The sequence below is a fragment of the Acidobacteriota bacterium genome, from assembly GCA_028875575.1.
GTDB lineage: Bacteria > Acidobacteriota > Terriglobia > Versatilivoradales > Versatilivoraceae > Versatilivorator.
Window position 1 is genome coordinate 46,708 of record JAPPDF010000003.1, and the last position, 25,098, is coordinate 71,805.

21 protein-coding genes and 1 tRNA gene are annotated in these 25,098 nt (G+C 63.3%); 11 read left to right on the plus strand and 11 right to left on the minus strand.

Annotated features, from left to right (window positions below; all coding sequences use genetic code 11):
- Positions 1–189: 189 nt before the first annotated feature.
- Positions 190–1,134 (minus strand): dihydrodipicolinate synthase family protein, encoded by a 945-nt coding sequence (locus OXI69_00790; protein ID MDE2664666.1) that lies wholly within the window; start codon positions 1,132–1,134, stop codon positions 190–192.
- A gap of 163 nt (positions 1,135–1,297) precedes the next feature.
- Between OXI69_00790 and OXI69_00795 the strand changes: the two genes are divergently transcribed.
- The 6 genes from OXI69_00795 (at position 1,298) to OXI69_00820 (ending at position 7,960) form a co-directional block, all read left to right on the plus strand.
- Positions 1,298–1,660: a cupin domain-containing protein gene (locus tag OXI69_00795; protein ID MDE2664667.1), complete on the plus strand. Its 363-nt coding sequence runs from the start codon at positions 1,298–1,300 to the stop codon at positions 1,658–1,660.
- Positions 1,661–1,986: 326 nt separating this feature from the next.
- Positions 1,987–2,931, plus strand: a complete 945-nt coding sequence (locus OXI69_00800; GenBank protein MDE2664668.1) for an aldo/keto reductase — start codon at positions 1,987–1,989, stop codon at positions 2,929–2,931.
- Between the two features lie 30 nt (positions 2,932–2,961).
- Positions 2,962–3,948 carry a hypothetical protein gene (locus OXI69_00805; protein ID MDE2664669.1) on the plus strand — a complete coding sequence of 329 codons (987 nt, stop codon included), beginning with the start codon at positions 2,962–2,964 and terminating at the stop codon, positions 3,946–3,948.
- 105 nt (positions 3,949–4,053) lie between these two features.
- Positions 4,054–4,422: a cupin domain-containing protein gene (locus tag OXI69_00810; GenBank protein MDE2664670.1), complete on the plus strand. Its 369-nt coding sequence runs from the start codon at positions 4,054–4,056 to the stop codon at positions 4,420–4,422.
- A gap of 29 nt (positions 4,423–4,451) precedes the next feature.
- Positions 4,452–6,140 (plus strand): hypothetical protein, encoded by a 1,689-nt coding sequence (locus OXI69_00815; GenBank protein ID MDE2664671.1) that lies wholly within the window; start codon positions 4,452–4,454, stop codon positions 6,138–6,140.
- A gap of 59 nt (positions 6,141–6,199) precedes the next feature.
- Positions 6,200–7,960, plus strand: a complete 1,761-nt coding sequence (locus OXI69_00820) for a hypothetical protein (GenBank protein MDE2664672.1) — start codon at positions 6,200–6,202, stop codon at positions 7,958–7,960.
- Positions 7,961–8,113: 153 nt separating this feature from the next.
- On the opposite strand, the gene OXI69_00825 is transcribed toward OXI69_00820, so the two are convergent.
- The 3 genes from OXI69_00825 to OXI69_00835 form a co-directional block, all read right to left on the minus strand.
- Positions 8,114–9,433, minus strand: coding sequence for a hypothetical protein (locus tag OXI69_00825; GenBank protein ID MDE2664673.1), 1,320 nt, complete (start codon positions 9,431–9,433; stop codon positions 8,114–8,116).
- A 382-nt stretch (positions 9,434–9,815) separates the two neighbouring features.
- Positions 9,816–10,577 (minus strand): SDR family NAD(P)-dependent oxidoreductase, encoded by a 762-nt coding sequence (locus OXI69_00830; GenBank protein ID MDE2664674.1) that lies wholly within the window; start codon positions 10,575–10,577, stop codon positions 9,816–9,818.
- A gap of 102 nt (positions 10,578–10,679) precedes the next feature.
- Positions 10,680–11,561, minus strand: coding sequence for a DMT family transporter (locus tag OXI69_00835; GenBank protein ID MDE2664675.1), 882 nt, complete (start codon positions 11,559–11,561; stop codon positions 10,680–10,682).
- A gap of 189 nt (positions 11,562–11,750) precedes the next feature.
- Here OXI69_00835 and OXI69_00840 point away from each other — a divergent pair, with 189 nt between their 5' ends.
- On the plus strand, positions 11,751–12,872 hold the full coding sequence (locus OXI69_00840) for a site-2 protease family protein (GenBank protein MDE2664676.1): 1,122 nt from the start codon (positions 11,751–11,753) through the stop codon (positions 12,870–12,872).
- A gap of 1 nt (position 12,873) precedes the next feature.
- On the opposite strand, the gene OXI69_00845 is transcribed toward OXI69_00840, so the two are convergent.
- The 4 genes from OXI69_00845 to OXI69_00860 all read right to left on the minus strand — a co-directional run bounded on the left by OXI69_00845 (position 12,874) and on the right by OXI69_00860 (position 15,637).
- Complete coding sequence (locus tag OXI69_00845) at positions 12,874–14,244, minus strand: DUF512 domain-containing protein (GenBank protein ID MDE2664677.1); 1,371 nt, start codon at positions 14,242–14,244, stop codon at positions 12,874–12,876.
- A gap of 32 nt (positions 14,245–14,276) precedes the next feature.
- A complete protein-coding gene (locus OXI69_00850; GenBank protein ID MDE2664678.1) occupies positions 14,277–14,849 on the minus strand; it encodes a CDP-alcohol phosphatidyltransferase family protein in 573 nt (190 codons plus the stop codon).
- A gap of 244 nt (positions 14,850–15,093) precedes the next feature.
- Positions 15,094–15,168 (minus strand) — tRNA-Val (locus OXI69_00855).
- Positions 15,169–15,259: 91 nt separating this feature from the next.
- Positions 15,260–15,637, minus strand: a complete 378-nt coding sequence (locus OXI69_00860; protein MDE2664679.1) for a YbaN family protein — start codon at positions 15,635–15,637, stop codon at positions 15,260–15,262.
- Positions 15,638–15,755: 118 nt separating this feature from the next.
- On the opposite strand from OXI69_00860, the gene OXI69_00865 reads away from it, so the two are divergent.
- Together OXI69_00865 and OXI69_00870 are read left to right on the plus strand one after the other, a co-directional pair.
- Positions 15,756–15,998 (plus strand): hypothetical protein, encoded by a 243-nt coding sequence (locus OXI69_00865; GenBank protein ID MDE2664680.1) that lies wholly within the window; start codon positions 15,756–15,758, stop codon positions 15,996–15,998.
- Entirely contained in the window at positions 15,995–16,426 is a 432-nt protein-coding gene (locus OXI69_00870; GenBank protein ID MDE2664681.1) for a PIN domain-containing protein, read from the plus strand. Before OXI69_00865 ends, OXI69_00870 begins: the two co-directional genes overlap by 4 nt.
- Positions 16,427–16,457: 31 nt before the next feature.
- On the opposite strand, the gene OXI69_00875 is transcribed toward OXI69_00870, so the two are convergent.
- From OXI69_00875 to hemB, 3 genes are all read right to left on the minus strand, one after another.
- A complete protein-coding gene (locus OXI69_00875) occupies positions 16,458–17,918 on the minus strand; it encodes a sodium:solute symporter (GenBank protein MDE2664682.1) in 1,461 nt (486 codons plus the stop codon).
- A gap of 99 nt (positions 17,919–18,017) precedes the next feature.
- Positions 18,018–19,349: a glutamate-1-semialdehyde 2,1-aminomutase gene (gene hemL / locus OXI69_00880; protein ID MDE2664683.1), complete on the minus strand. Its 1,332-nt coding sequence runs from the start codon at positions 19,347–19,349 to the stop codon at positions 18,018–18,020.
- Positions 19,350–19,413: 64 nt separating this feature from the next.
- On the minus strand, positions 19,414–20,406 hold the full coding sequence (gene hemB / locus OXI69_00885) for a porphobilinogen synthase (GenBank protein MDE2664684.1): 993 nt from the start codon (positions 20,404–20,406) through the stop codon (positions 19,414–19,416).
- Between the two features lie 638 nt (positions 20,407–21,044).
- On the opposite strand from hemB, the gene OXI69_00890 reads away from it, so the two are divergent.
- Together OXI69_00890 and OXI69_00895 are read left to right on the plus strand one after the other, a co-directional pair.
- The gene (locus OXI69_00890; GenBank protein MDE2664685.1) at positions 21,045–23,174 is read left to right on the plus strand and encodes a DUF5696 domain-containing protein; all 2,130 of its coding nucleotides are present in this window, start codon (positions 21,045–21,047) and stop codon (positions 23,172–23,174) included.
- A gap of 183 nt (positions 23,175–23,357) precedes the next feature.
- The gene (locus tag OXI69_00895) at positions 23,358–25,064 is read left to right on the plus strand and encodes a CRTAC1 family protein (protein MDE2664686.1); all 1,707 of its coding nucleotides are present in this window, start codon (positions 23,358–23,360) and stop codon (positions 25,062–25,064) included.
- Positions 25,065–25,098: the final 34 nt, after the last annotated feature.

Below are 25,098 nucleotides of genomic sequence, written 5' to 3' on the forward strand. Positions count from 1 at the left end.
CAACCGTCTCCAGAAAAAATCCTGTGCATCCTGTGCATCCATGTAAATAAACCATATACCCATACGTGGCTTGGGACCGGTTTCCCGCTACCCGGCACAAGGCGCTTGTTTCAGGTCAGTCCCGCCCCCGCCCTGCTGGGCGAATCATACGGGGTGAAAGCGGGGTGTTTCGGGCCGCCGGGGAGCCCCTCAGCCGGTCGGAGCGGCGACCCGGCTTTCCTCCAGAAACCGGGGGAAGACTCTCAGGCAGATCTGCAGGAACCGGTCCACGTCATTCCGGGTGGCCGCACGGTAGGGAGGACGGCTGGAAAGCAGCTCCCCGGTCAGGAATCCGGTCGCCGCCGCGAAGGTGCGGTCGAAAGCGGTATCGGTGAAGCCCTCCTGCAGGAGAGGGGCCACGAACTCCCTGAAGAGGCGCTGCAGCCCCTTGCCGATCTCTACCGCCTCGGGATGGCCCTCTTCGCAGAGCCGAAAGTAGCGCAGCATCAGCTTGGGGCAGGCATAGATCAGGGAGCTGTAGGAGCCTCGCACGCCGGCATGCCACCAATCGGCCAGTATGTCTTCACCCACGAAGATCCTGAGCCCGGGAGCCAGATCCAGGAAGGCGGCGGCCTCTTCCTGACTGCTGACTCCCTTGCACCCGATCAAGGGGAGGTCCTCATCCAGCAGGCGCTTGAGCAGGTCGGGGGTCAAGGGCTTCTTGGAACGCCCGGTATTGTAGAGAATTATCGGCATCCCGGGCGCCTGGCGGGTGATCTCCTTGAGAAATCGGGCAGCCTCGGCGTCGGATACAGCCAGCCAGAAGGGGAAGGCTATCTGTACCCCGCCGGTTCCGATCTCCTGAGCGAACCGGACGCGGCGAACGACCTCGGCCGTCCAGAGGGCGGTGCATCCGACCTGGGTGGGGGTTCCGAACGGCCGGCACTCCTCGACCGTGACCCGCGCCACCTGCCGCCACTCCTCCGGCGTCTGAGCATAGAACTCTCCGGTGGTTCCATGGGTGTATACCCCGTGGGCGCCGGCCCGGCACATCCGCCGGACGTTCTCCCGCAAGGCCTCCTCGTCCACCTGATCCTGCGCGGTCCAGGGAACCGGCATCCCGGCCCACAGGCCTTTCAAAGTGTCACTGGTCAAGGGCACTGAAAACCTCCTGTTCCTGGCGGCAACGAAAGGCTCCATTTTAAGGAGATTGGAATCGGGAGGCCAGCGTGAAGTCGATTGCTCCCTCCAAATTGAGTTTCCTGACGGCACTCTGTTACAATTTCTCGCCTTTGGCCCAAGGAGGTTCACTTCGACCATGTACTTCAAGGAAAACGATTCGACCGGGATTCGGCTGGTGGAGGGGGTCCACGAAGGCCGGGGCGCCATTCGGATTCGGTCCTTTTTTGACAACGAGAGCCGCGTGGGGACCCGCTTCCACGTCTGGGAACTCGATCCGGGGACCAGCGAAGGCGCCCATACCCACGAGGGAGAAGGAGCTCTGGAGGAGATTTACTACTTCACGCGGGGCCAGGGAAGGATGTGGATCGGAGACGACCACGTGGACGTCGCCGCCGGGGATGCCATCCTGGTGCCTGCGGGGGTGCCCCACGGCTTCGAGAACAACGGGACTTCACCCCTGAGAGTCGTCCTCTTCTTCGGCAAGCCGCAGGCAGATTAGTGTTCTGTCTCAGAAATAGGGTTGCCATGTTTCGGAGCGCAACGGCGCCGGATTCTAGGAGCGACGACGATGCAATGCTCTTTCATTGTGAGGAGGAGCGACGACGAAGACGGTGCCGTTCCGCCCGAACCCGGAGGGCCGATGGAGGTTCCCAATGGGGAGAGCACAACGGTGCCTGTTGGCTGAAACCCAGCGAGCTTCTCCTAACGACCGTTTCCCGGTGGAACCTCCATCGGAGATGGTAATCCTATTTCTGAGACAGGACACTTACCCCCTTCCTAGAAGCAGTCCCGGAACGCTGCCGGGACTTGAGATCGCGGCCGGCCATGAGACTTCGCAAGCTGGGAAAAACCGGGTTGACGGCCTCCGAGGTGTCTCTGGGGACGGCTGAGATCGGCCTGGACTACGGGTTCAAGGGCTCGCCGCAGTATTCCCGGCCTGCTGTTCGGGACTCGATCCGTTTGATTCGCCGGTGTGTGGATCGGGGGATCAATTGGCTGGATACGGCTCGGGCCTATGGCGACAGCGAGGAGGTGATCGGACGAGCTCTGAAGGACCTGTCTCCCAGACCTCGGATTTCCAGCAAGGTGATCTTCGATGGTCCGGTCGTCGACATGGACGCTGCTGCGCAGCGGGGCCATGTGTTCGGTTCGATTGAATCCAGTCTGCGGGCTCTTCAGGCGGATTCCATCGACCTGCTCTATATCCACAACGCGACCGAGAAGATGTTGAGAGAGTCCGCCATCCGGGATTCGCTGGAGGAAGCCCGGTCCCAGGGGAAAATCAGGCTGGCGGGAGCCACCTGCTATGGGGAGGAGGACGCCCTGGCGGTCCTGAAAGACCCGCTGTTCCAGGTGTTGCAGGTTCCCTTCAGTCTGCTCAATCAGGAAATGAGGCGGCGAGTCTTTCCGGAAGCTGCCCGCAAGGGAGTGGGCATTTTTGTGCGGTCCGTATTCTTGAGGGGGGTACTCACGCCTCAGATCGATTTCCTGCCCGAACGGCTGGCTCCGCTTCGGGAGCAGGCCTCGAAGATCCTGCATGTCCTGGGTCCCGAGGTGGACGGTCTGGCCGAGGCCGCCTTGCGATTTTGCCTTTCCCTTCCGGAGATCTCGTCGGTCCTGATGGGACTGAAGAATGAGGCCGAGCTGGAGTCCAATGTTTCCTGCCTTTCCCGAGGCTCGCTGCCGGAGGCGGTGATGCCGGCCATGGCGGGGATGGCTTTGTCCGACCGGACGCTGGTGGACCCCACCTGCTGGCAGGACCTGATCTGATGGAGGTCGCTCCACCTAGGGTGATGCTGCATGGAGTCACAAGAGAATTCCAAGGACCGTTTCCGAAAGGGCCGTGACAGAGGCTGCCGCTTTCTGATGCGACAGTTGAGGCCGGACGGGGGCTTCGGTTCGCCTGAACGCGGGCTGGCGGACTACTACAAGGTCCCCTTGGCCTTGATGGTCAGCGGGGCCAGCGCCGAGGCCAACCGCCTGCTGGACTGGATTCGCCGGCACGGGCAGGGCCGGGACGGAGACTTCGGGCCCCGCTTGCCGGAAACCAACGGGTACTACTACATTTACTACAACATCTGGGTCATCATCGCGGCCCACCGCCAGGGGCACTTCGACCTGTCTCAAAGGGGCATGGACTTCGTGCTGCGCTTCTACGATGAGGAGAGCGGCGGATTCTATTCCAGCCCCATCCAGAGGACCGCTCGGGTCCTGCAGGACCTCTGGGTGGTGAGTGGAGGCGGCCAGGCCGCCCTCTACACCGGCCGGATGCGGGAGAGCCTCGGGGTCGGCCGCTGGATGAAGCGATTGATGGGGCTGCAGCCCAACTACCCGGAGCAGCTCTATTCGGTCTACAGCCGCGCGGGCGGTCTCCAATCCAACTTCGATCCGGAGGAAGAGATCCGTTTCGTTCTGAACGCCTCTGCCGAGCGGGACGAGTACTTCTTTCATCCCGGTATCGCCGCCGGCTTTCTGGCGAACCTCTACAAGGCGACCGGGCAGGGGGAGTGGCTCCGCCTGGCGAAGGACTTCCTGAGGCTGGCCGAGATTGCCAGCGATTTCAACTACAAGAGTCTGCGTGCCGGAAAGGTGGCCTGGGCCGCCTCCAACCTCTACACCCTGACCGGCGAGAGGAAATACGCGGAGATGGCAACCCGGGTGGGCGACAATCTGCTGGCCTCTCAGGCCGAGGACGGCTGCTGGAAATTCGGCGAGATGAGCAGCAACGACGCCACCGCCGAGATGGTGGTGTGGCTGGACGAGGTGCATCAGGCCCTGGGCGGCTGAGCAGTCATTGATTGGAGGTCAGCGCCGGTCGTGGAGCATCCCGTGTTGAGGACGACCGGTCGCCTTGGCCGCAATCTAACAACCTGACAAGAAGGAGAAGACGACATGCCCTTTATCGACATCAAGGAGCTTCCGGCCCTCGAGCTTCAGCCCGGAGTCCGCCTCCGAACCCCCTACGGCAAAAATCTCATGCTCTCCTACCTGGAGATCGAGGAAGGCGCCACGGTACCTCTGCACAACCATCCCCACGAGCAGGGGGGGATCGTGCTGGAGGGCAAGTTGAAGATGACGATCGGAAACCAGACCCGGGTCTGCGAGGCGGGGTCGATGTTCCTGGTTCCCCCCAACGTCTACCACAAGGCCGTGGCCGTGGGGGGACCTGTGCGGGCCTTGGACATTTTCAGTCCGGTCCGGGAGGACTACGCCAAGCTGTCCAATACCTATGTCGGCGACGTCGACGCCGAGACCGGCTAGGCCGCATTTCTCGGGAAAGGTGAAACATCATGTTGAATCGCAGGCGGTTTCTGCAGAGGGTGGGCGCCGCCGCACCCGCATCCATGGTTTCGGCCGCTGGAGGCCTGGCTGCCGCGCGCCAGGTTGACGGTGCGGCGCCGGACGAGCCTCGCGTGTTCCTGCGGGAGGACTTTCACCACATGTCGGGGATCGCGCCGCCCCTGACCAAGGCGGATGTGACCAAGACGGTGGACCTGGTTGCCGGAACCTCGGTGAACACCCTCATTTTCCAACTGGCCCCCCGCGGTGGGATGTGCATTTACGAAACCAGGGTCGGACAGATGCACGGCAGCAACGTGCGCAAATGGAACCATGCGGTGAACTATCGGGACGGACTGCATGTGCGCCAGTTGGTGCGTGAGGGTTGGGATCGACCCCAGCTGTTCTGCGACCGCTGCCATGAAAAGGGGATGTTGTTCTTCGCCAGCGCGCACCTCAACCTCGGGGCCGGGGCTGCCGAGCAGGCCCGAGGCACGGGCCGCCTCTCCGACTTCGTGCTCGACAGCGACCACCTGCGGGTGGGTGAGGATGACGACCCCCGAGCCCGGCATATCTCCCCGGTCCGGCTCAACTTTATCCATCCGGAAGTGCGGGAAGAGCGTCTCCGCATCTTCGAGGAACTGCTCTCCCGTTACACCACCGACGGCGTCGAGGTGCACTCCGAGGTGCTTCCCATCTGCCGCTTCGACCAGGTGAGCCGGTGCGCGCCCCTGCTCACCCGGTGGCTGCAGGACCTGAAGGCCATTGCCGGGAAGGCCGAGCGGGAACAGGGCCGGCGCAAGCGGGTCTACATGCGAATCCCGGCCAACCCCCGGGCCTGGAAAGCCGCGGGCCTGGAGGTGCCGGAATGGATTTCGGAGGGGCTGCTGGACGGACTGATCTGCGCCTCGACCGACCCGGAAGTCTTCGACCAGGACATCGATATTTCCGAGGTGGTTTCGCTGGCCCGGGGAACTTCCTGCCGGCTGCTGGTCGAGTGCGGGACCACCTTGAAGAAGCGGCGGGACGACAAGCCGACCGCCCGGCTGCTGTGGGCGGCCGCCGCCAACGCCTACCACCAGGGAGCGGCCGGATTCGGAATCAACGACATGGTCCGAAGCCAGCAACTGGCCTTTCTGAAACACATGGAGGACGCGCTGCGTCCGCTGGGGTCCCCGGAGTTGCTGGAAACCGCCGACAAGATCTACCACGTGCGCGACCAGCCCAGCAATCCCGGGAATTTCGGATCGGGCCTGCCGGGGTTCGATCCCGTGCTCCCCAAGCCGCTCGAAGTGGGGCAGCCCCAGGAAGTGCCGCTGCGGGTTGCCGACGATCTCCGCCGCTGGCACGCCCTGGACCGCCTGAGGTCTGCAAGGCTGAGGGTCCGCATCAACAACCTGGAGCCCTCCCTCAACCGGTTGAGGATCGAGCTCAACGGCAAGCCGCTGCCCGACTCCATGCTGCAAATCACCGACTTGAACTACCGCTTCATCAAGGAAGGTGTGGCCTACCAGGGCAGTCAGATCTACGAGTACCGGCTGTCCCCCGAGTATTTTCCGGAGCCCGGGGAAAACGTGGTGAAGGTGACCCTGCTTGAGAAAGACCCGGATGTGGATCTCCTGTTTGAAGTTCAGGACGTGGACTGCTCCATCGAATACCGGCTGCACCGGCATTTCGAGCCGCGGCCCATCGAATATTGACTTGAGAAAGGAGGAGTGGCCTTGACGGTTCCACGGAATCTGTCGGGCCGCGACCAACCATGAAGCGCAGACATTTCTTGCAAGCTCTGGGCATGGCGGCTCCCGGCGCCGCCCTGGCCCCGCCGGCCGCGTCCTCGGCCGCGAAGCACGACCAGGGAGCCTCAGCGGAGGGGAAGGACGGCGAACCCAGGGTCTTCTTCTATGACGACGGGCGCCACTACTCCGGGCTCTATCAGTTCGCCCCGCCGCTGGAGGCGGCCGATCTGACCTATGCCGTGGATCAACTGGTCGACAGTGGCGTCGATACCCTGCTCTATTCGGCGGGACTGGAAGGCGGCGCCGTCCAGTACGGCAGCCAGGTGGCCGGCATGTGGGGCGACAACGTGGACGTCTGGGTCCACCCGATCTTCTACCGCGCCTCCCGCAATCTCCAGCAACTGGTGGCCGACGGCAACGACCCCATGCGGATCCTGGCCGAGCGCTGCCACCAGAAGGGGATCTGGTTTATTCCCACCTGTCCGGTCTGCATCATCGGGGGAGGCGAGGAGTCGGAGCGGGGATACGGCAGAAAATCCGAATTCGTGTTCGACAACCCCCAGTTCTACGTGGGCGAGGACGATCATCCCCGGGCGAAGTTCCTGGGACGCATGTTCGGCACCGGGCGGCTCAACTTTCTCCACGCCGAGGTGCGCCAAGAGCGGTTCCGGATTTTCGAGGAGTTGCTGACCCGTTACGAGTCCGACGGGATCGAGCTGGATCTCTCACTGGACAACGAATTCGGCCCCTTCTGCCGTTTCGGCGAAGTGGCTCAACTGGCTCCTGTCCTGACGCAGTGGATCCGGGACATCAGGCAGGCGGCCCAAAAGGCCGAGCAGTCTCAGGGCCGGCGCAAGCGGGTCTATATTCGGATCCCCGCGGGTCCCCCTTCCATGTGGAGGATTCCCGGGTTTGAAGTGGAGACCTGGGTGTCGGAAAAACTGGTGGACGGACTGGTCTGCATGAGTCCCTACAAGAAGGAGACTCCCAGGAACAACGTGCTCCTGTTCGATCAGGATCTGGACCTGTCCGCGGCCGTGAAGCTGACCCGGGGAACCGGTTGCCGGGTGCTGGCGGGGATCGCCAGCTACCTGGGCCGTCAACTGGAGAGCACGGCGACGGCACCCATGCTCTGGGGCGCGGCATCCCTGGCTTACGACAAGGGAGCCGACGGGTTCGGGCTGAGCACCGGGGGATGGGTGCCGAACGGTTGGCCCTGGACGGCGGCGGAGTACGAAACGCTCCGCTTGCTGGGGCACCCGGAGCTACTGGCCACCGCCGACAAGAACTATCGGGTCCGTTCTCTGGCCCGTAGCACGGGGGACCCCGAGCCGCTGTTCCCGATTCAGGATCCGATCCTTCCCCAGAGATTGCCCGAGGGGAAGCCCGTAAACCTGCCCCTGGCCGTGGCCGACGACCTGTCCCGCTGGCAGGCGTTGGGAAGGGTCAAATCGGTGCGGCTGCGGGTCCGGGTCACCTCCATCGAGCCCTCCCTGGATCAGATGGCCGTCAGCCTCAATGGCCGGACCCTGCCGGATGCCATCAGAAACGACGTCGATCTGCACTTCAGGGTTCTGAAGAACATGGCCATCGGGCCTTACGGCTACATCCTGGAATACCATCTGCCTCCCGAACACTACCCCAGGAAGGGAACCAACCAGGTCGGTGTGACCCTGGTCAAGCGGGATCCCAAGATCAGTGGACCTGTCAACGTGGTGGATGTGGACTGCCACATCGACTACCGTCACCATCGGAATTTCGAAGACTCGCCCATCCAGTACTGAGCGGACAGTTGGACTTTAGAGCTCAGTTTGCAACCTTGGTATCAGGTCGTGCCCGTCGCGGTTAACCTAAACGCCTTAGTGGCCCTTCGTCGTTCTTCGTGTTCCTTCGTGGATTCCTCTGTTTGATCCTTGGCGGATCGTCGCCCGGTCGTATCAGCCTTTCGGCTTGGCGGGTCTGATGATGGGCAGCCGGAAAACCAGCCAGAGCGCCGCCAGGATGGTGGCGATGGCAAAGCCGAAGCTGGCGGGGAATCCGAACCCGTCGGTGAGGGCTCCGTGGGTGGCGGGAGCCACGCTGGATGCCAGCGGAGCCAGGGCCATGACCGACATGTTGCGGGCTCCCTCCGCCGCCGGCGACATACTGACAACGTAATTGGGAAGATAGGCTCCCCCCAGCTCTCCCGCTCCCAGCAACCCGAAGGAAAGCAGGTAGCCGTAGCCCGGCACCAGCCAGGCCCAGGCGATCCCGGCTCCCACCAGCAAAACCGTGGTGGTCACCGGAGAGCGGATTCCCCTGCGAAGCGCCAGGAATCCCAGCAGGAACCCGGCCACCGACTTGAATCCGAAGCGAAGGGCCATCACCAGTCCCGAAAACTCCCTCGGTTCCCTCCCCATGGCTACCTTGGTGTAGAGCGATAGGTTGGGCATGGAGGAAAGCGAGAAGTACCAGAGCACGTAGGCGATCCAGGTCAGGGCCAGGGGGCGGGAGGAGAAGAAGGCCCCGACGCTGCGGCGGAGATAGGGCAGCAAGGGCGGGCGCTGTTCCTTTTCCTTGACCGGAACCAGTTGGTAGCGGCTGCTGAGAAAGGAGACCGTGGCCATGCAGGGCACGCCGATTCCGTAAAGAAAGGCGAAGTCCAGGGGATATTCCAGGAAGGGAAGTCCCCGGTTCAGAACGAACTGGGCGCCCAGGGAACCGACCACCGCGGCCAGGGGAGTGAACCCGAAGGCGATGCCGAAGATTCTGGCTCTTCCGGGAGTGGTGGTCCCGCGGCGCAGGCACTGGAAGCCGAAGGCGTGGGCCACCGAGTTGGAAACCCCCTGGATGAGGCCCTGGGCCAGTAGAGCCGCGATGCGGACCGCGTTGGAGAGGGGCAGCAGCAGCGTGGTCCCCACCGCGGCCAACACGGCGGTGCTGATGCCGTAGGACCAGACCACTGTGGCCCGTTCCAGGCGGTAGGGGATGAGCCAGGAACAGACCAGCGGCCCCAGTCCGCCCAGCAGATGGAGGGATGCGGGCAGGCTGGCAACCGCGTAGCTGGCGCCCAGCTTGTCGCACAGGGCCGCCTGGACGATGCCGATATAGGTCACCGGGGCGGCCAGGTAGATCAGCACGTAGGAACAGAAGAAGAGGATGCCGTTACGGCGCTCCATGGCCGGCGTCAGCTCTCCCAGTTCCTGCTGCTCGGGGAGATTGTCGGTGGTGCCAGGAGTCGTTTCCGAGTAATCGGAAGGGTCGGTTGTTTGAAACACCCCTGTTTCGTCCCTTATGAGCCGCCCCGTCGCATGGGACGGCGGCGCGGCTAGCCCCTCACCGCATCAGCCTTCGCCATTCGGCTCGGCTTCTGCGACTCCCCCTCAAGGGGGGAGTGATTCTTTCCAGCACAAGGCTTCCAGTAGAACACTATCACTCCCCCCTTGAGGGGGAGTCGGCGAGGCAAACGCGGCGTCCCTTCGACCGGGCCGCAGCCTGCAGCCGAGCCGGAGGGGGGCCAACGCGGCGCCCCGAAAGCTCCGACCGCAGTCGAACCGGTGGGGGGGCAGTCTCCCGGGTTCGTAAGAGGCCCCTGTTTCTCCCTGTAAGATCCGCCAGGCAGGGCGGGGGAACTGCCAATCACTGGCCACTGACCACTAATCACGGCTTGGGCAGCACGAAGCCTCCGTCCACCCGGAGGCAGCTTCCGGTCATGTAGGAGGAATCCGCTTCCGAAACCATGAACAGGACGGCCTTGGCCATCTCCTCGGAGGTGCCCAGGCGACCCATCAGCAACTTGCTGCCCCGTTCCCTGATTAGCTGGTCCGAGGCGTAGGCGCGTTCTCCGGGAGTATCGATCCAGCCCGGCTCCAGAACGTTCACCCGGATCCTGTATTGGGCCAGCTCGGCCGCCCAGGTCGCCGCCATGTGGTTGATGGCGGCTTTGGCGCCGTTGTAGGCGGTGGAAAGGGCGTAGGGTCGAAAGGCGTGCACCGAGCTTACGATGGCGATGCTGCCGCCGTCTCCCTGCTTCACCATCTGGCGGGCGGCCAGTTGGCAGCAGTGGAAGACGCCCCACAGCGTCACGCCCCAGGTCTTCTCCACCTCCTCGACCTCCATTTCGAGGAAGGGCTTGCGGATGCTGTAGGCCGCGTTGGCGACCATGATGTCCAGCCGTCCCAGCCTCTCCACCGTCTCCCGGACCATGGCTTCGTCCTGGGCCCGATCGGCCACGCTTCCCTGAAACAGGAAGGAGCGGCGTCCCAGCGCCTGGATTTCCCGAACCACTTCCTGCCCCTCCTCCGGATGGCTGTAGGCATTCACGGCGACGTCGGCGCCGTTCCTGGCCAGCTCGATGGCTGTGGCGCGGCCGATACCGCGGGATGAACCGGTGACAATGGCGACTTTGTTCTTGAGTTTCATTGGCGCTCGACCTCGTTTCGCAATTTGTTCCACCCGCTGAGGGATCCCAATTCTGACACAAGCCCCGTCACCCGCCAACGGCATTCGAGCACGTCTCGGGTCTCAAGGGACGGAGACCTCCGAGCTTCCCGATTCCTTGAGGGCCAGGTAGGTGGAGCTGATAAAGATCAGGGTCCCTCCAAGCCATACCCAGCGGTCGGGCACTTCTCCGAAGACCAGGAAACCCAGCAATGCGGCCCAGATCAACTGCAGAAAGTCGAAGGGAAGCACCGACGAGGCCTCGGCCATCTTGAAGGCCTGGGCCAGGCAGATCTGTCCCGCGGATCCCAGCAGACCCACCAGCAGCATCCAGAAGAGTTGCTCGCCGCCGGGCCATTGCCACACCGGGACGGCCGCCAGCAGAGAAAAAGGAGTGGTGACAATCACCATGTAGGTGGCGATGGTCAGGCTGGAATCGGTGCGGGACAGCGCCTTGATGAAAATCAGCGAGACCGCCCACATCATGGCTGAAAACAGGATGAGCGGCGGTCCCCAACCGATGGCCTGAATCCCGGGTCGCAGAATGATGGCGGCGCCCGCCATTCCGATGGCGATCACCACCAGCCGGCGCAGCCGGAAGGGCTCCTTCAGCACTAGGATGGCCAGCAGGGAGGCGAAAAGGGGCGAAGTGAAGTTGAGGGCCGCGATGGAGGCCATCGGGGTGATGAATACGGCCGAGTAGAAGGCCAGCATGGCCAGCAGATTGAAGAGTCCTCGGCCGAGGTGAAGCCGGAGCCGGCGGGTCTTCAGGATCGCTGGGCCGCTGCCGGCCTGCCAGGCGACCAGCGCCGCCAGTCCGAAAAAGTTGCGGAAGAAAGCCAGTTGAAAGGGGTGCAGCCGGCCGGGGACCATTCGAACACAGATCACCATGCCGGTCACCAGCAGGGTGGCCAGTGCCATCAGCAAGGCTCCTGAAATCCTGTGAGTGGAAGGGGCTTCCCGCATTTCGTGCCGCTTGGTTGAATCCATCATCCGAAAAATGCCAATACAGGGCTGTCCCACGCTGCAGCCGCAGGCCGAGTGGCGAACCGGCCCCGACACGTCTAAAATGGTTTTCGCCGGAACGGGTCAGGATCGCCGGGCGGTTTGGCCTGGAATCGCCGGCGATGGTCTTTACCGGGGAACGGGATTCCCATGAAGTGGTCCTGGAAAATCGGAGAATACGCGGGCATCGGGGTCTACATCCATGCGACCTTCCTGCTGATCATCGGCTATTTCGCCATTGTCCACTGGAAGGCGGGAGGGCCCGGAGCGGCCCTGTCGGGAGTCCTCTTCATTCTTGCCCTGTTCGTCTGCATCGTGCTTCACGAGTTCGGTCACGCCCTGACCGCCCGCAGGTACGGGATCGCCACCCGGGATATCACGCTCCTGCCCATCGGGGGAGTGGCCCGCCTGGAGCGGATGCCGGAGGACCCCTGGCAGGAACTTTGGGTGGCGTTGGCCGGCCCGGCCGTCAACATCGTCATTTCGTTGGCGCTGGCCGCGGTGCTGACGGTAACCGATCAGTGGGGGGCTCTGGATCGTATCGCCTTCGATCAACTCACTTTCGGTTCGTTTCTGCCGATTCTGATGGCGGTCAACCTCATTCTGGCCGGTTTCAACATGCTGCCGGCCTTCCCTATGGACGGCGGCAGGGTGTTGCGGGCCCTGCTGGCCATGAGGATGGACTACCTGCGGGCCACCCAGATCGCCTCCGGCCTCGGTCAGGGCATGGCCTTTCTGTTTGGATTCATCGGACTCTATTCCTGGAATCCTTTCCTGTTGTTCGTGGCCCTGTTCGTCTGGATGGGAGCCCAGCAGGAAGCATCCCTGGTGGGGATGAGGTCGGCCATGGGCGGGATTCCGGTAAGCCATTCCATGGTCACCAAGTTTCGCACGCTTTCTCCCTACGACTCCCTGGGCCAGGCAGTGGACGAGATTCTGGCCGGCTCTCAGCAGGACTTTCCGGTGGTTGAGAGCGACCGGGTGGTAGGAGTCCTGACACGATCCGACCTGCTGGTCGCCTTGGCCAAGCAGGGCTTGAGCACCCCGGTGTCCTCGGTAATGCGGCGGGATTTTCAAATGGTGGAGGCCACCGAAATGCTGGAGCTGGCTTTTGCCCGTCTGCAAAAGTGCAAGTGCCGCACCATGCCCGTGATCCGAAACGGTCGCCTGTCGGGTCTGTTGACCATGGAGAACGTGGGTGAGTTTCTCAGCATTCATTCCGCCCTGAACCAGGCCAAGCGAGGACTCAAGCACAGCGTCTTCGAATCCTGATTCAACGGCCTGCCCTGACCGGATTTGCTTCCATTCCTGTTTCCGCTCCCTGCAGGATAGCCTCGAAGAATTCGTTCAGGTGGAAGCCGCCGCCCCGCACGGGCACGCCCAGTCGTTCTTCCAGGTCCGCCCGCACCCAGTCGTCCAGAAACAGGCCGTCTTCCCCCGTCATGGATTCGGAGGGAATGACGACGAAGTCTCCGTGAACCCGGCCGTTCAGGCAGGCGAAAATGTCCGACCCCGTCAGCAACCCCGCCACGGTGATCCCGCCGCCGAAGTAGCGGTTTTCCACCAGCTCGCACCGCAGGTCGGTTCCCAGAGCGGCGTTCATTCTTTCAATACAGTTCTTCAGGATCGGATGAAAGATCCTGCCGGTCGCAACCGTCCCGCGAATCGAGGCCGTGGGCGGCTCCCACCGGTTTTCCATCTCCCGGTGGAACTCGTCCAGAAAGGTCCGCACCATGCCCACCCCGTTCTCGACCAGGGGGAAATCGCCGTAGTGGGAACGGGGCGGAATGGCCTGCGAGGCCATGATGAAGAACTCGTCTCCCAGAAAGCAGAACGGGGTGCCGTGGGACTCCCGAATGCGCTCCTGGATGGCGGAGACATGGGCAATGGTCTTGCGGGCATAGTCGGCGTCGACCGGCGTCAATCGGGGCAACCCCTGGCGGTGGTCCGTCAGTCCGACCGGGACGATCGACAGGGTCATCACCTGGGGATAAAACTCCAGCAGATCGGCGATGCTTCTTTCCAGGTGGGCTCCGTCGTTGATCCCCGGCATCAACACGATCTGGGTGTGCAGCCGGATGCCGCCCTGAATGAGGCGTCGCATGTTTCCCAAAAGGTCGTCGGGCTTGCGGTTCTGCAGCAGATATTGGCGCAGCCCGGGTTCGGTGGCGTGGACGGAAACATAGAGGGGTGAGAGCCGCTGCTCGAATATCCGCTGAAAGTCCTTTTCGGAGAGGTTGGTGAGGGTCAGGTAGTGGCCGAACAGGAATGAGAGCCGGAAGTCCTCGTCCTTGACCCTCAAGGTGCGGCGAACCTGCTTGCCGCGCGGCAGTTGGTGCACGAAGCAGAAGATGCAGTTGTTCTTGCAGATCCGGGTCTGGATGGGCTCGAGCTCGAGACCCAGGTCTTCGTCCTCTTCCTTTTCAATCTCGATATCCCAAAGCTCTCCGGATTTCTTGGCCACCGAGAGAGTCAGTTCCCGATCGACCAATGAGCTCAAGTAGCGGAAGTCCAGGGCATCTTTCACTTCACGGCGGTCGATGGACAGCAGGCGGTCGCCCGGTTCGATGCCCACTTCCTGAGCGATGGAGCCTTCTTCCACCCTATCGACGGCGACTCCCGTAGTGGACCGGTTTTCGGGCATGGCGGATGGGCGGAGCGGATCCCGCGCGGGGCTCAGGCCGGAGCCGGCCCCTCGGAGACCATTCTCTTCCCCCTGTAGATATAGTGCAGTCCGGAGAAGACCGTAATGGCTCCCGTGACCGGGTAAAGCACCCAAAGCCACTGGGGAACGGTCTCCAGGTAGTTGAAAAGCAGCACCAGGGTCAGGGTTACGATCTGAATGAGCGTGGCGGCCTTTCCGTAAATGGAGGGAGGAAAGTTTCGATGACCGGTCATCAACAGAATGATGAGTGTGCTCACGATCAGAAAAACATCCCGGCTGAGGACCAGGATGGTAAGCCAGAGCGGTATCAGGTTGGGCAACTCCAGGTCCTTGATGGACAGGACGACGAAAGCGGTGGTCAGCAGCAGCTTGTCGGCGATGGGATCCAGCAGGGCTCCCAGGGAAGTCTTCTGCTGCAGCCACCGGGCCATCAGGCCGTCCAGGCCATCCGTAACCCCCGCCAGCAGGAAGACGAAGAAGGCCCAGCCGAGCTGGTTGTAGAGCAGAAGGTTGACGAACACCGGTATGAAGGCCATTCTCAGAATGGTGATCTGATTGGCGGGCGTGAGCAGTTGGGAGGTCATTGCCAGTGGACTGTCGAAAACCGGTTCTGCGGGCGAAAACAAGAAATGTTATCGGGCCGTGCGAAGGGCTGTCAACGCAATTCCCGGACCTCGAGCGGGTACCTCCGAATGAGGACTGTGCGCCGCCGGAAGCAACCGGCGGAACGCACTCCATTCGCCCATGGCCGCCAACGGCAAGGAAGCTTGCCGTGTGGACGCCTGAAGGCGGGAGGGCTTTAGAATGAGGTGTTTCGGGAGAAAGGGATGGTGGGCGCTACAGGATTTGAACCTGTGACTTCCACCGTGTGAAGATGGCACTCTACCGCTGAGTTAAGCGCCCCGATCCGGGTTGAAATCCTCGCCGGGGATTGTGGCACGCCTCCTTCAACCTTGACAAGCTCAATTTCCGAGGCTGTGGCGCACCCTGGCTACTAAGAGCCTCGAGCCGGCGGTGTCGAGGGACGGCTGAGAACGAACAGGGACACGCTGAGGGTGATCAGGATGAGCAGCGCCTGAAGGTAGGGCGAGCGGACCACGAACCACACGCTGTAACCGACCAGTCCGGACATCAGCACCACCGAGGCGGCCTTGGCCCCCGGGCGGATCACCTGTCCGTTTTCCCAGTCGCGCAGAATGGGTCCGAAACGTCGGTGGGCTCGCAGCCAACCGTGAATCCGAGGCGAGCTCCTGGAGAAAAAGAAGGCCGCCAGCAACACCAGCGGGGTGGTGGGAACCAGGGGCAGGAATATCCCTGCGAATCCAATCGAAAGAGACACAAGTCCCAGTACCAGGTAGAGTTTTCTGATCATGGATCCGAATACAAGAGCACGTCGTCAATGGGGAGTTGAACCGGGGGAGCCTTTGTCTGGGCCTCTTTCATTGGAAAGACGTTGACAGAAATCTGGCTATGGTGATACAGATATCTGTATGAAAACGACTCTCAACTTTGACGACCACCTGATCCGCACCGCCAAGATCCGTGCCGCTCAGCAAGGGGAGACCCTGACGCGACTGATCGAACGCGCCCTGCGAGACTACCTTGAAGCCGGCCCCCGCGACGCGGCGCGTCGTTTTCGGGCGAAGTTGCTAACCAAGCGCGGCCGTGCGGTTGCCGGGGTCAATCTGGACGACCGGGACGCCCTCTACGAGCGGATGGAGGGGGTCGATTGATTGCGGTCGACACCAACATTCTTATTCATGCACATCGCGCGGAGTCGCCCAAGCATCTCGTCGCTCACGCCCGTGTCGTCGCCCTCGCCGAGTCCCCCGCCCGCTGGGGTATCCCGGTGTTTTGCATCGGCGAATTCATTCGCGTCATCACCCACCCCAGGCTGTTCAATCCTCCCTACTCCGCCAACGAAGCCTGCGAGGCGCTGACCAGGCTGCTTGCCTCGCCGAGTCTGACCGTGCTTTGTCCCGGTTCCGCGTATCCGGAGCTCCTGATGGAAGCAGTCCGCGAGGCAAACGCGATTGGCAACGTCGCGTTCGATGCTCAGATCGTGGCGCTTTGCCGAGAGAATGGCATTTCCCGGCTTCTGACGGAAGATCGCGACTTCGACCGCTTTCGGGGCCTCGTCATCGAACACCTCGAGGTGTAAACAGGGCTCAAAGCCGATTCCCGGGATCCGGTCACCTTCCCAGCCTGGCCCGGGCGTGGCCCACCCCGACCGTGACCAGGCAGCCTATCAAGGTGTGCCAGGTGTAGTCGACCTGTGTCAGGGTCAGGACCAGGGCCATGGCCATAATGCCGGCCAGGAAACCGGCAAGGGCGTCGCCGGGCTTGGGCCGCCTGGACAGAAGCCCCAAAAAGAAAATTCCCAGCAGGCTGCCGTAAGTCACCGAGGCGATGCGCAGCCCCAGCTCCACCACCGGGTTGCGGGTGTCGGTGAAGAGCATGGCTCCCCCGATGAGGGCCAGCCCCCAGAACAGGGTGAAGGTCCTGGACCAGAACATCTCCTGCCGGGGGCTGAAGCCGCGGGCTCGTTTGGAATGACGAAACAGGTCCAGGTAGGTGGAGGAGGCCAGGGAGCTGATGGCCGACGAGAGGGTCCCCATGGCGGACGCCAGCACGCCGGCGATGACCAGGCCGGCCAGCCCGCTGGGGAGCTGCTCGACGATGAACTTTGGGAATACCTGGTCGGAACTCTTCAATCCAAGTTGGGTGACCTCGGCGCCGCCGTAAAAGGCGAACAGGCACAGCCCCAGCACCAGGAAGAAGGCGAACTGGAGCACGATGACGGCAGCGTCCAGAAGCAGGGCCCTTTGGCTCTCCCGGGCCGTTCGGCAGGCCAGCAGGCGTTGGACCAGGAGTTGGTCGGTGCCGTGGGAAGCCATGGTCAGAAAGATCCCCCCCAACAGGCTTCCGGCCAGGGTGTAGGGAGAGGTCAGCCACTCCATCAGACCCGATCCCCCGTAGGGGTTCAGCAGAGAGAGCTTGTCCGCGCCGGAGGCGGTGCTGAAGCGGACCACGTCCTGCCACCCATGGGGCAGGTGGTTCAGGATGAGGACCATGGCCACGCCGGCCCCGGCCAGGTAAATGAATGTCTGCACCACATCCATGGCCACCACCGCTTTGAGCCCTCCCATATAGGTGTAAATGAGGGTGAAGACTCCAATCAGGAGGATGCTTGCCGGGTAGCTCAGGCCGGTGATGAGATGGAGGGGAATAGCGGAAGCGAACAGGCGGACCCCCGACGCCAGCACGCGGGTGACGATGAAGACGAAGGAGGTCAGCCGGCGCAGGGGCAGGCCGAACCGCTTGCCGATGAAGTCGTAGGCGGTTTCCAGTTCTCCACGATAGTAGGCCGGGATGAAGAAGAGGGCGACCAGGCAGCGTCCGGCAAAGTAACCGAAGGCCAGTTGCAGGAAGTGCAGGTTCCCCTGGTAAGCCAGTCCGGGAACGCTGATGAAGGTCAGGGTGCTGGTCTCGCTGGCCACCACCGAGAGCCCCACCGCCCACCAGGGGAGGGCCCGGCCGCCCAGGAAATAGTCTCGGGAAGACTGCTGGCGGCCGCCGATTCGGGTGCCGACCCAGGCCACGCCCACCAGGTAGACGGCGATGATGGCGTAGTCGACAGGGTCGAGGCCCATGGTCGGAGGAATCTCTGTAGGTGCCCGGTCGAAAGGGACGGGGCGCCTCCGGACGCCCAACCTCTCCGGCACCTTCAAATAAAATCGGGAGCGGCCTCTTCAGCGAGACCAGTCGGCAAAGACCTCGGCCGCGGCAGTTACCGTCTCGTCGATATCGGCAGGGGTGTGTGCCGTGGAGAGGAAAGCCGCTTCGAACTGGCTGGGGGGCAGATAGATTCCCCGCTGCAGCATGTCCCAGAAGAACCGCGAGAAGCGGTCCGGGTCGGACCGCTTGGCGGAAGGGAAGTCGGTGACCGGGGCGCCGGCGCCCTCACCGGGCTGAACCGGTTCGGTGCCGGGATCCTCCGGCGTAAAGAACACCGTAAACATGCTGCCGACGTGGTTGACACGGACGGAGACACCGGCCTGGTTGGCTGCCCGGGTCAGTCCGACCCAAAGTTGGTTGGCCAGTCGATCCAACCCTTCGTAGGTTCCGGGCCGTTTGAGAATCTTCAGGGTGGTCAATCCCGCGGTCACCGCCAGGGGGTTCCCCGAGAGGGTGCCGGCCTGATAGACGGGCCCGGTCGGCGCCAGGCGGCCCATGATCTCGTCTCGCCCCCCGTAGGCTCCGACCGGTAGGCCTCCCCCGATGACCTTGCCCAGGATGGTCAGATCCGGCTGGACTCCGAAGCGTTCCTGGGCGCCGCCGTAGGCGATGCGGAAGCCGGTCATCACCTCGTCGAAGATCAGCAGGGCGCCGTGCTTCCGGGTGATGGCCCGCAGACCTTCCAGGAAGCCGGGCTGCGGGGGGACGCAACCCATATTCCCGACCACCGGCTCCAGGATCACGGCCCCGATTTTGTCCTTGTGCCGGGAGAAGGCTTCCTCGACCGCGGGTAGATGGTTGAAGGGGCAGGTCAGGGTCAGCCGAGCCAGCTCCGCAGGAACGCCGGGGCTGTCGGGCAGACCCAGGGTGGCTACCCCGGACCCCGCCTTCACCAGCAGGCTGTCGCCGTGGCCGTGGTAGCACCCCTCGAACTTCAGGATCATGGGACGGCCGGTAAAAGCGCGGGCCAACCGCAGGGCAGCCATGCTGGCTTCCGTGCCGGAACTGGTCAGCCGCACCTTCTCCACCGACGGAAAGGCCTGGTGAATCAGCTCGGCCAGTTCCACTTCCCGTTCGGTGGAGGCGCCAAAGCTGGTGCCGGTCTCTAGGACGCTTCCCAGGGCCGCCGTCACCTCCGGGTGGCAGTGGCCCAGAATGAGCGGTCCCCAGGAGCCCACGTAGTCCAGGTAGCCGTTGCCGTCCACGTCGTAGATGCGGGCTCCCTTGCCGCGATCGATGAACAGGGGGTTGCCTCCCACGGCGCGGAAGGCTCTGGCCGGCGAGTTGACTCCTCCCGGAATGAACTTACGGGCTCTCTCATAGAGTTGCTGGGATTTCCGATACAAGTTTCCTCCCTGGAATGGTCGGAGCAGGCCTGGCAGGTGAAAGCGACTGGACCGGGTCTCCCGCCTAGGATCCGGAGGCGGCCTCCCTCTCAAGGAGCTTCACGGCCGACTTGGCGAAGTAGGTAATGATCCAGTCGGCTCCGGCCCGCCGGATGCAGGTGAGCGACTCCAGTATGGTCTGTGCCTCGTCCAGCCAGCCGTTTCTGTGGGCGGCCACCAGGGCGGAATACTCGCCGCTGACCTGGTAGGCCGCCACCGGCAGATCGAACTCCGTCCTGACCCGATAGATCACGTCCAGGTAAGGCATGGCCGGTTTGACCATCACGATGTCGGCCCCCTCCTCGATGTCCAGCGCCACCTCGCGCAGGGCCTCCCGCTGATTGGCGGGGTCCATCTGGTAGGAACGCCGGTCGCCGAACTGAGGGGCCGAGCCGGCCGCCTCCCGGAAGGGCCCGTAGAACGCGGAGGCATACTTGGCGGCGTAGGACAGGATCGGGATCTTTTCGAATCCGTGGTCGTCCAACCTCTCCCGAATGGCCTCAACGCGGCCGTCCATCATGTCCGAAGGGGCGATCAGGTCGGCGCCGGCCTGAGCGTAAACCAGAGCGGTTCGGGCTAGAAGTTCCAAAGTGGCGTCGTTGTCGACGTCTCCGTCGCGCAGGCTGCCGCAGTGGCCGTGGGAGGTGTATTCGCAGAGACAGACGTCGGTGATGACCAACAGGTCGGGCTCGGCCGTCTTGACGGCGCGCACCGCCGAGGCGATGATCCCCTCCTCGTCGTAGGCCCCCCTGCCCTCCTCGTCCTTTGACGGCGGAATCCCGAAAAGCAGAATGGCCGGGATTCCCAGAGAACGCACCCCGTGGCACTCCTCCACCAGTCGATCGACGGAATAGTGGTAGTTCCCGGGCATGGAGGGGATCTCCCGCTTAACACCCTCGCCCGGACAGACGAAGAGGGGATAGATGAAGTTGAGCGGGGAGAGCCGGGTCTCGCGCACCATGGCGCGCAGCCGCCGGCTGCTCCGCAGGCGGCGCGGTCGGTAGAACGGCTTGGACACGAATCCTCCCCGGGACCCAGGACGGGCCGATTGTAGCACAGGCAGGCAGAGGTCGATGGTGGGTCGCAGGCGCTGCTCCCGCGCTCCTGCGCCAGGCCGCTGCCGCCGCCTCGCGGCTTACGGGAACTCCCGGGCCGCAGCCCGGGAGTAATCTATTTGAAAAGACCCGTCCCCCCACAGTGTTGTGGGTTAGGTGAGAGCTGCGAAGCTGCGGTTGGAGTCGGAATTCCGGCTGGATGTCCCCTACAGGCCATCCTTATAGAGCAGCGTAGCTGCGGCTTAGGGTAGCCCCGGGTGTCAACCCGGGGTCGTCTGATCCCGCGCCAACCTAGCCGCGTATGCGGCGAAATAAAAGCCGCCTCCCCGGCCGCACACCCCCTCCAGAGCGGCACCGCCCCACGCCACGATCACCCACCGCCCCCCTATGCGGCTCGACACTGGCGCCAGAGCCGTTTGCAAAGTTCGCCAGGGGGATCGTTGCCGGGAATGGCCACAAGAGGCACAAAAACACAACTTGTGACTTTATGTGCTTATTGTGGTTAGACAGCTTAGGTAGGCACCCGGTGCGGCGGATTCATTGCCTTACGCTCTATAATTGCCTGAGCACAAAAGCAGCGGCGCTATGCGGAATCAAGCGAATGCGGCCGCAGCAGGAGGACAATCTCATGACCGGCGGTCAACAGGGGGACGGGAATCGTTTGGCGGGGGCATCCCGCCTTGTCGGGATCAGCCGCAGGGGCTTCCTGCAGGCCGGCGCCCTGGCGGGTTTGGGGAGGATCGGTCGACTGCAGGCCAAGCCTCGGGTCGATCCCGGGTTGGAGTTGGTGGGGCGCCAGGTATCGGTCAGGCTCCGGCCCGACCTGGGCTTGACGATCGCGGACGGCGACGGGCAGCCCGTCTGGACGACCTCCACCCGGAAAAAACCGGAAGCGGTATGGGTTTCTTCCGGTTCCGGCCAAGAGAGGCGGGCCACTTTCGAAACAGCCGGCCGCCGGCAGGAGGAAGCCTTCAGCGACGGCGCCCACCGAGGCTATCTGATTCGGCTGAGCCGGTTCCCCCGGTCGGACCTGGTGCTGGCACTGGTGCTGGCGCTCGATCCCGACAGCGACGAACTGCTTATCGAGGTCCGCCAGGAGGGTGGCGCGGACCGCCTGAAGCAGGTTGACCACCTCTATTGCCTGGAGAAGCCCACGGCGGCCGGGGGGTACCTGGTGGTCCCTCACGGATCGGGCTATCTCATTCCCGCCGACACCGACAGGAAGCTGGGGTCCCTGGACGACTACTTCGCCCGGCCGGGAGCAGTGGGTGGAAACACGCGAAGGAGCCAGAACATTATCGGGTACCGCTACACGCTGCCGGTCTTCGGCATGGTCAACCGGAAACGGGATTGCCTCTACCAGATCGTGGAGACCTGGTGGGATTGCAGCGTTGCAGTGGAGCATCTGCCGGGAGAACGGTCCACTCTGGATTTCAACTGGCTGCCCTCTCTGGGGCGGCTCTCCTACCCGCGCAGGTCACTGATGCGGTTCGCCCGGGGAATGGACCACGTCGGCATCGCCAAGGGCTACCGCGCTTACGCCAAGGCCCGGGGACTGCTGCGCACGCTGGAAGAAAAGGCGGAGGAGGTCCCGGCGCTGCGCCGGTATATCGACGGGATCGAATATCGGATCCTTTGGCAGGCCGACGCCGACCGGAAATCCCTGCGCGACCTGCGGGAATTCCGGTCCCGGGACCTGCCGGTGAACTTCTTCTTTCCCAAGTGGGGCACGGGGGGATACGACGCCAGCCGGGGAGAGATCTGGAACGCCACCGCTTCCTGGCAGGCCTTCATGCTGGAAGAGAATCCGATCCCGGGTGGATGGGAGCGCCTGGTACGTCTCTCCAGGGCCGCCGGTGTCGAGGGCGCCCTGGTGAAGGTGATGATCAATCCGACCCAGTACGCTCCCGGGGCCCCTTCCTACGATCCCGCCAAGCGTGCGCTGGACGAGGCGGGGCAGCCGCGCCGCTGGCCTCAGATCAGTCCCTACTTCGCGCCGGAGCTGACCCGGCAGGCATTGGACAGCCTCCTGGCCAGGGGCTTTCAACTGGATGCCCTCTATTTCGACGGCTATGCGGCCCATGCCGGCGTGCCCGAGGACCACTCCAGCAGCCATCCGCTGCCGAGGCGGATGGCCATCCAAAGAATGCTGGAGAGTTTTCGGGAGGCGCGCCGCCGCGGAATCATCGCGGGAGCGGAACTGCCCAGGTTCTGGGCCATGGCTGAGTGCGACTTCTTCTTTTTCCGGTTCGGCTGGTCCTCGGAGATCCTGGGGGTGGGAGAGCCCATTCCGTTGTTTCAACTGGTCTTCCACGAATGTTTTGCCGGCTGTTTTTCGGGCGGCGGCTACGGTCGCTACGACTGGCCCCAAGACCGGCAGCCGCGGCTGTACGAACTGTTGTTCGGGGCGGCTCCGGCCTACAACTGGATGTTGCCCTATAGCGACGCCCATCCGGGCACTGCCTTCACCCAGGTGCCGATTGTCGACTGGGACGACCCCAGGATGGAAGCCCGGCTGGAGTGGCTGAAGCGTTGGCGCGCCTTCTATCGGGCCATCGCCTGGTCGGAGATGGTTTCCCACCGGTTCCTCAATGCCGAGAGGACGCTGCAGCAGGTCGCCTACGCCAACGGGGTCAAGGCGGACTTCGACTTGGCGAAGGGGCTGTGCCGGGTTCAGGGGGTGTCCGGGTTCAGCGGCGAATGGGAGAAGCCCCACCAGGGTGAGCTGTGAGTGGGCGACCTACGGTCGCTTCGAACTGAGGGTCAGCGGCGGCCAATATCCTCCGGGCGGCGGCGATTCAGTGTAAGATAGCCGGGAACCGGAAGGGGCCGGCGAGAGGCCTCCTTGCGGGGTGGACAGGTCCGGCGGGGTGGCCGGCCGGTTCCGCCTTCTGCGGCCTGCCATGGGAGCATAATGAATCAGCACCTGAATTTCGCCATCCTGATCCCTTTGCTCTTGCTTCTGTCGGCAACCGTTCCCCGCCACGGAGCCGGCGATTCTCCAGCCAACGGGAAGCCGATCGCCATGACCTTCGTCGATGTGGCCAAGCAGGCCGGCGTCGACTTTCAGCACTTCAGCGGTAGCGCCGAGAAGACCTACATTCTGGAAGGAATGAGCGGGGGTGTCGCCTGGATCGACTACGACAACGACGGCTGGCAGGACCTCTACCTGGTGAACGGCGGCCACTGGGAGGAACTGCTGCAGGGCAAGCGGAGCGTCTCCAACGCTCTCTACCGCAACAACGGTGACGGCACCTTTACCGACGTCACCGGGAAGGCCGGCGTCGGCGGCGACCGGTGGGGCATGGGCGTGGCCGCGTCGGACTACGACAACGACGGCTGGCCGGACCTCTTCGTGTGCAATTACGGACCCAACACCCTCTACCGCAACAACGGCGACGGAACCTTCACCGACGTCACCGATCGAGCCGGAGTCGGAGACGGGCGCTGGGCGGTCAGCGCCGCCTTCGGAGACTATGACGGCGATGGCCACCTGGACCTCTACGTGGCCAACACCGTCACCTTCGACCACAAGAATCCGCCCGCCATGAACTGCCACTATCGTGGCATGACCGTGCAATGCGGTCCCCTGGGTCTGCCCTGCGACGGTGACATCCTCTACCGCAACAATGGTCAGGGAGTCTTCGAGAATGTGACCGAAAAAGCCGGAGTGGGAGGGGTGACGCCCTCCTACGGACTCGGGGTGGTGTGGACCGACTACGATAACGACAAGGATCTGGACCTCTATGTGGCCAACGATCAGATGGCCAACTTCATGTTTCAGAACCAGGGAGACGGGACCTTTGACGAGGTCGCACTGCTTTCCGGATCCGGTTATTCCGACGACGGCGTTGCCCAGGGCAGCATGGGCGTCGATTTCGGCGACTACGACCACGACGGGTTGCTGGACATCTTCATCACCCACTTTGTCGACGACTACAACACCCTCTATCGCAATCTGGGCGACGGAAATTTTCGCGATGTCAGCCACCTGGCTGAATTGGCCTTCCCCAGTTGGTCCTACCTGGCCTGGGGGACCGGCTTCGTGGATTTCGACAACGACGGCTGGGAGGATCTGTTCATTGCCAACGGGCACCTGTTTCCGCAGGTGGACCGCTACGAGATGGGTCATCGCTACTACCAGCGCAGCCAGCTCTTCCGGAACCTGGGCAACGGGAGATTCCGCGAGGTCATGGCCGGGCTCGACCGGGTCAAGCTCTGGTCCAGTCGGGGAGCCGCCTTTGCCGACTATGACAACGATGGGGATGTCGACGTGGCCGTCAGCAATCTGGATGGGAATCCCTGGCTGCTGCGGAACGACGGGGGCAGCAGACGACGCTGGCTGAGCCTGCGCCTGGAGGGCGTCCAAAGCAATCGCAGCGCCGTGGGGGCGCGAGTGACTGCCCTGACCGAGACGGGGGTCCAGATCCGGGAGGTCCGGGGAGGGTCCAGCTATCAATCGACTCATGACCTGAGAGCGCACTTCGGCCTGGGCAAAGCCAAAAAGGTCAAGTCATTGGAGGTGCGCTGGCCGAGCGGCAGCGCGCAAAGATTTACAGACGTCTCCGCCAACCGGAGATATCGGCTCAAGGAAGGAGGCCGTCTTGAGCGGGACAAGTAGTGAGGCCGTGCCTCGGACCGCAAGGCTGATGGAG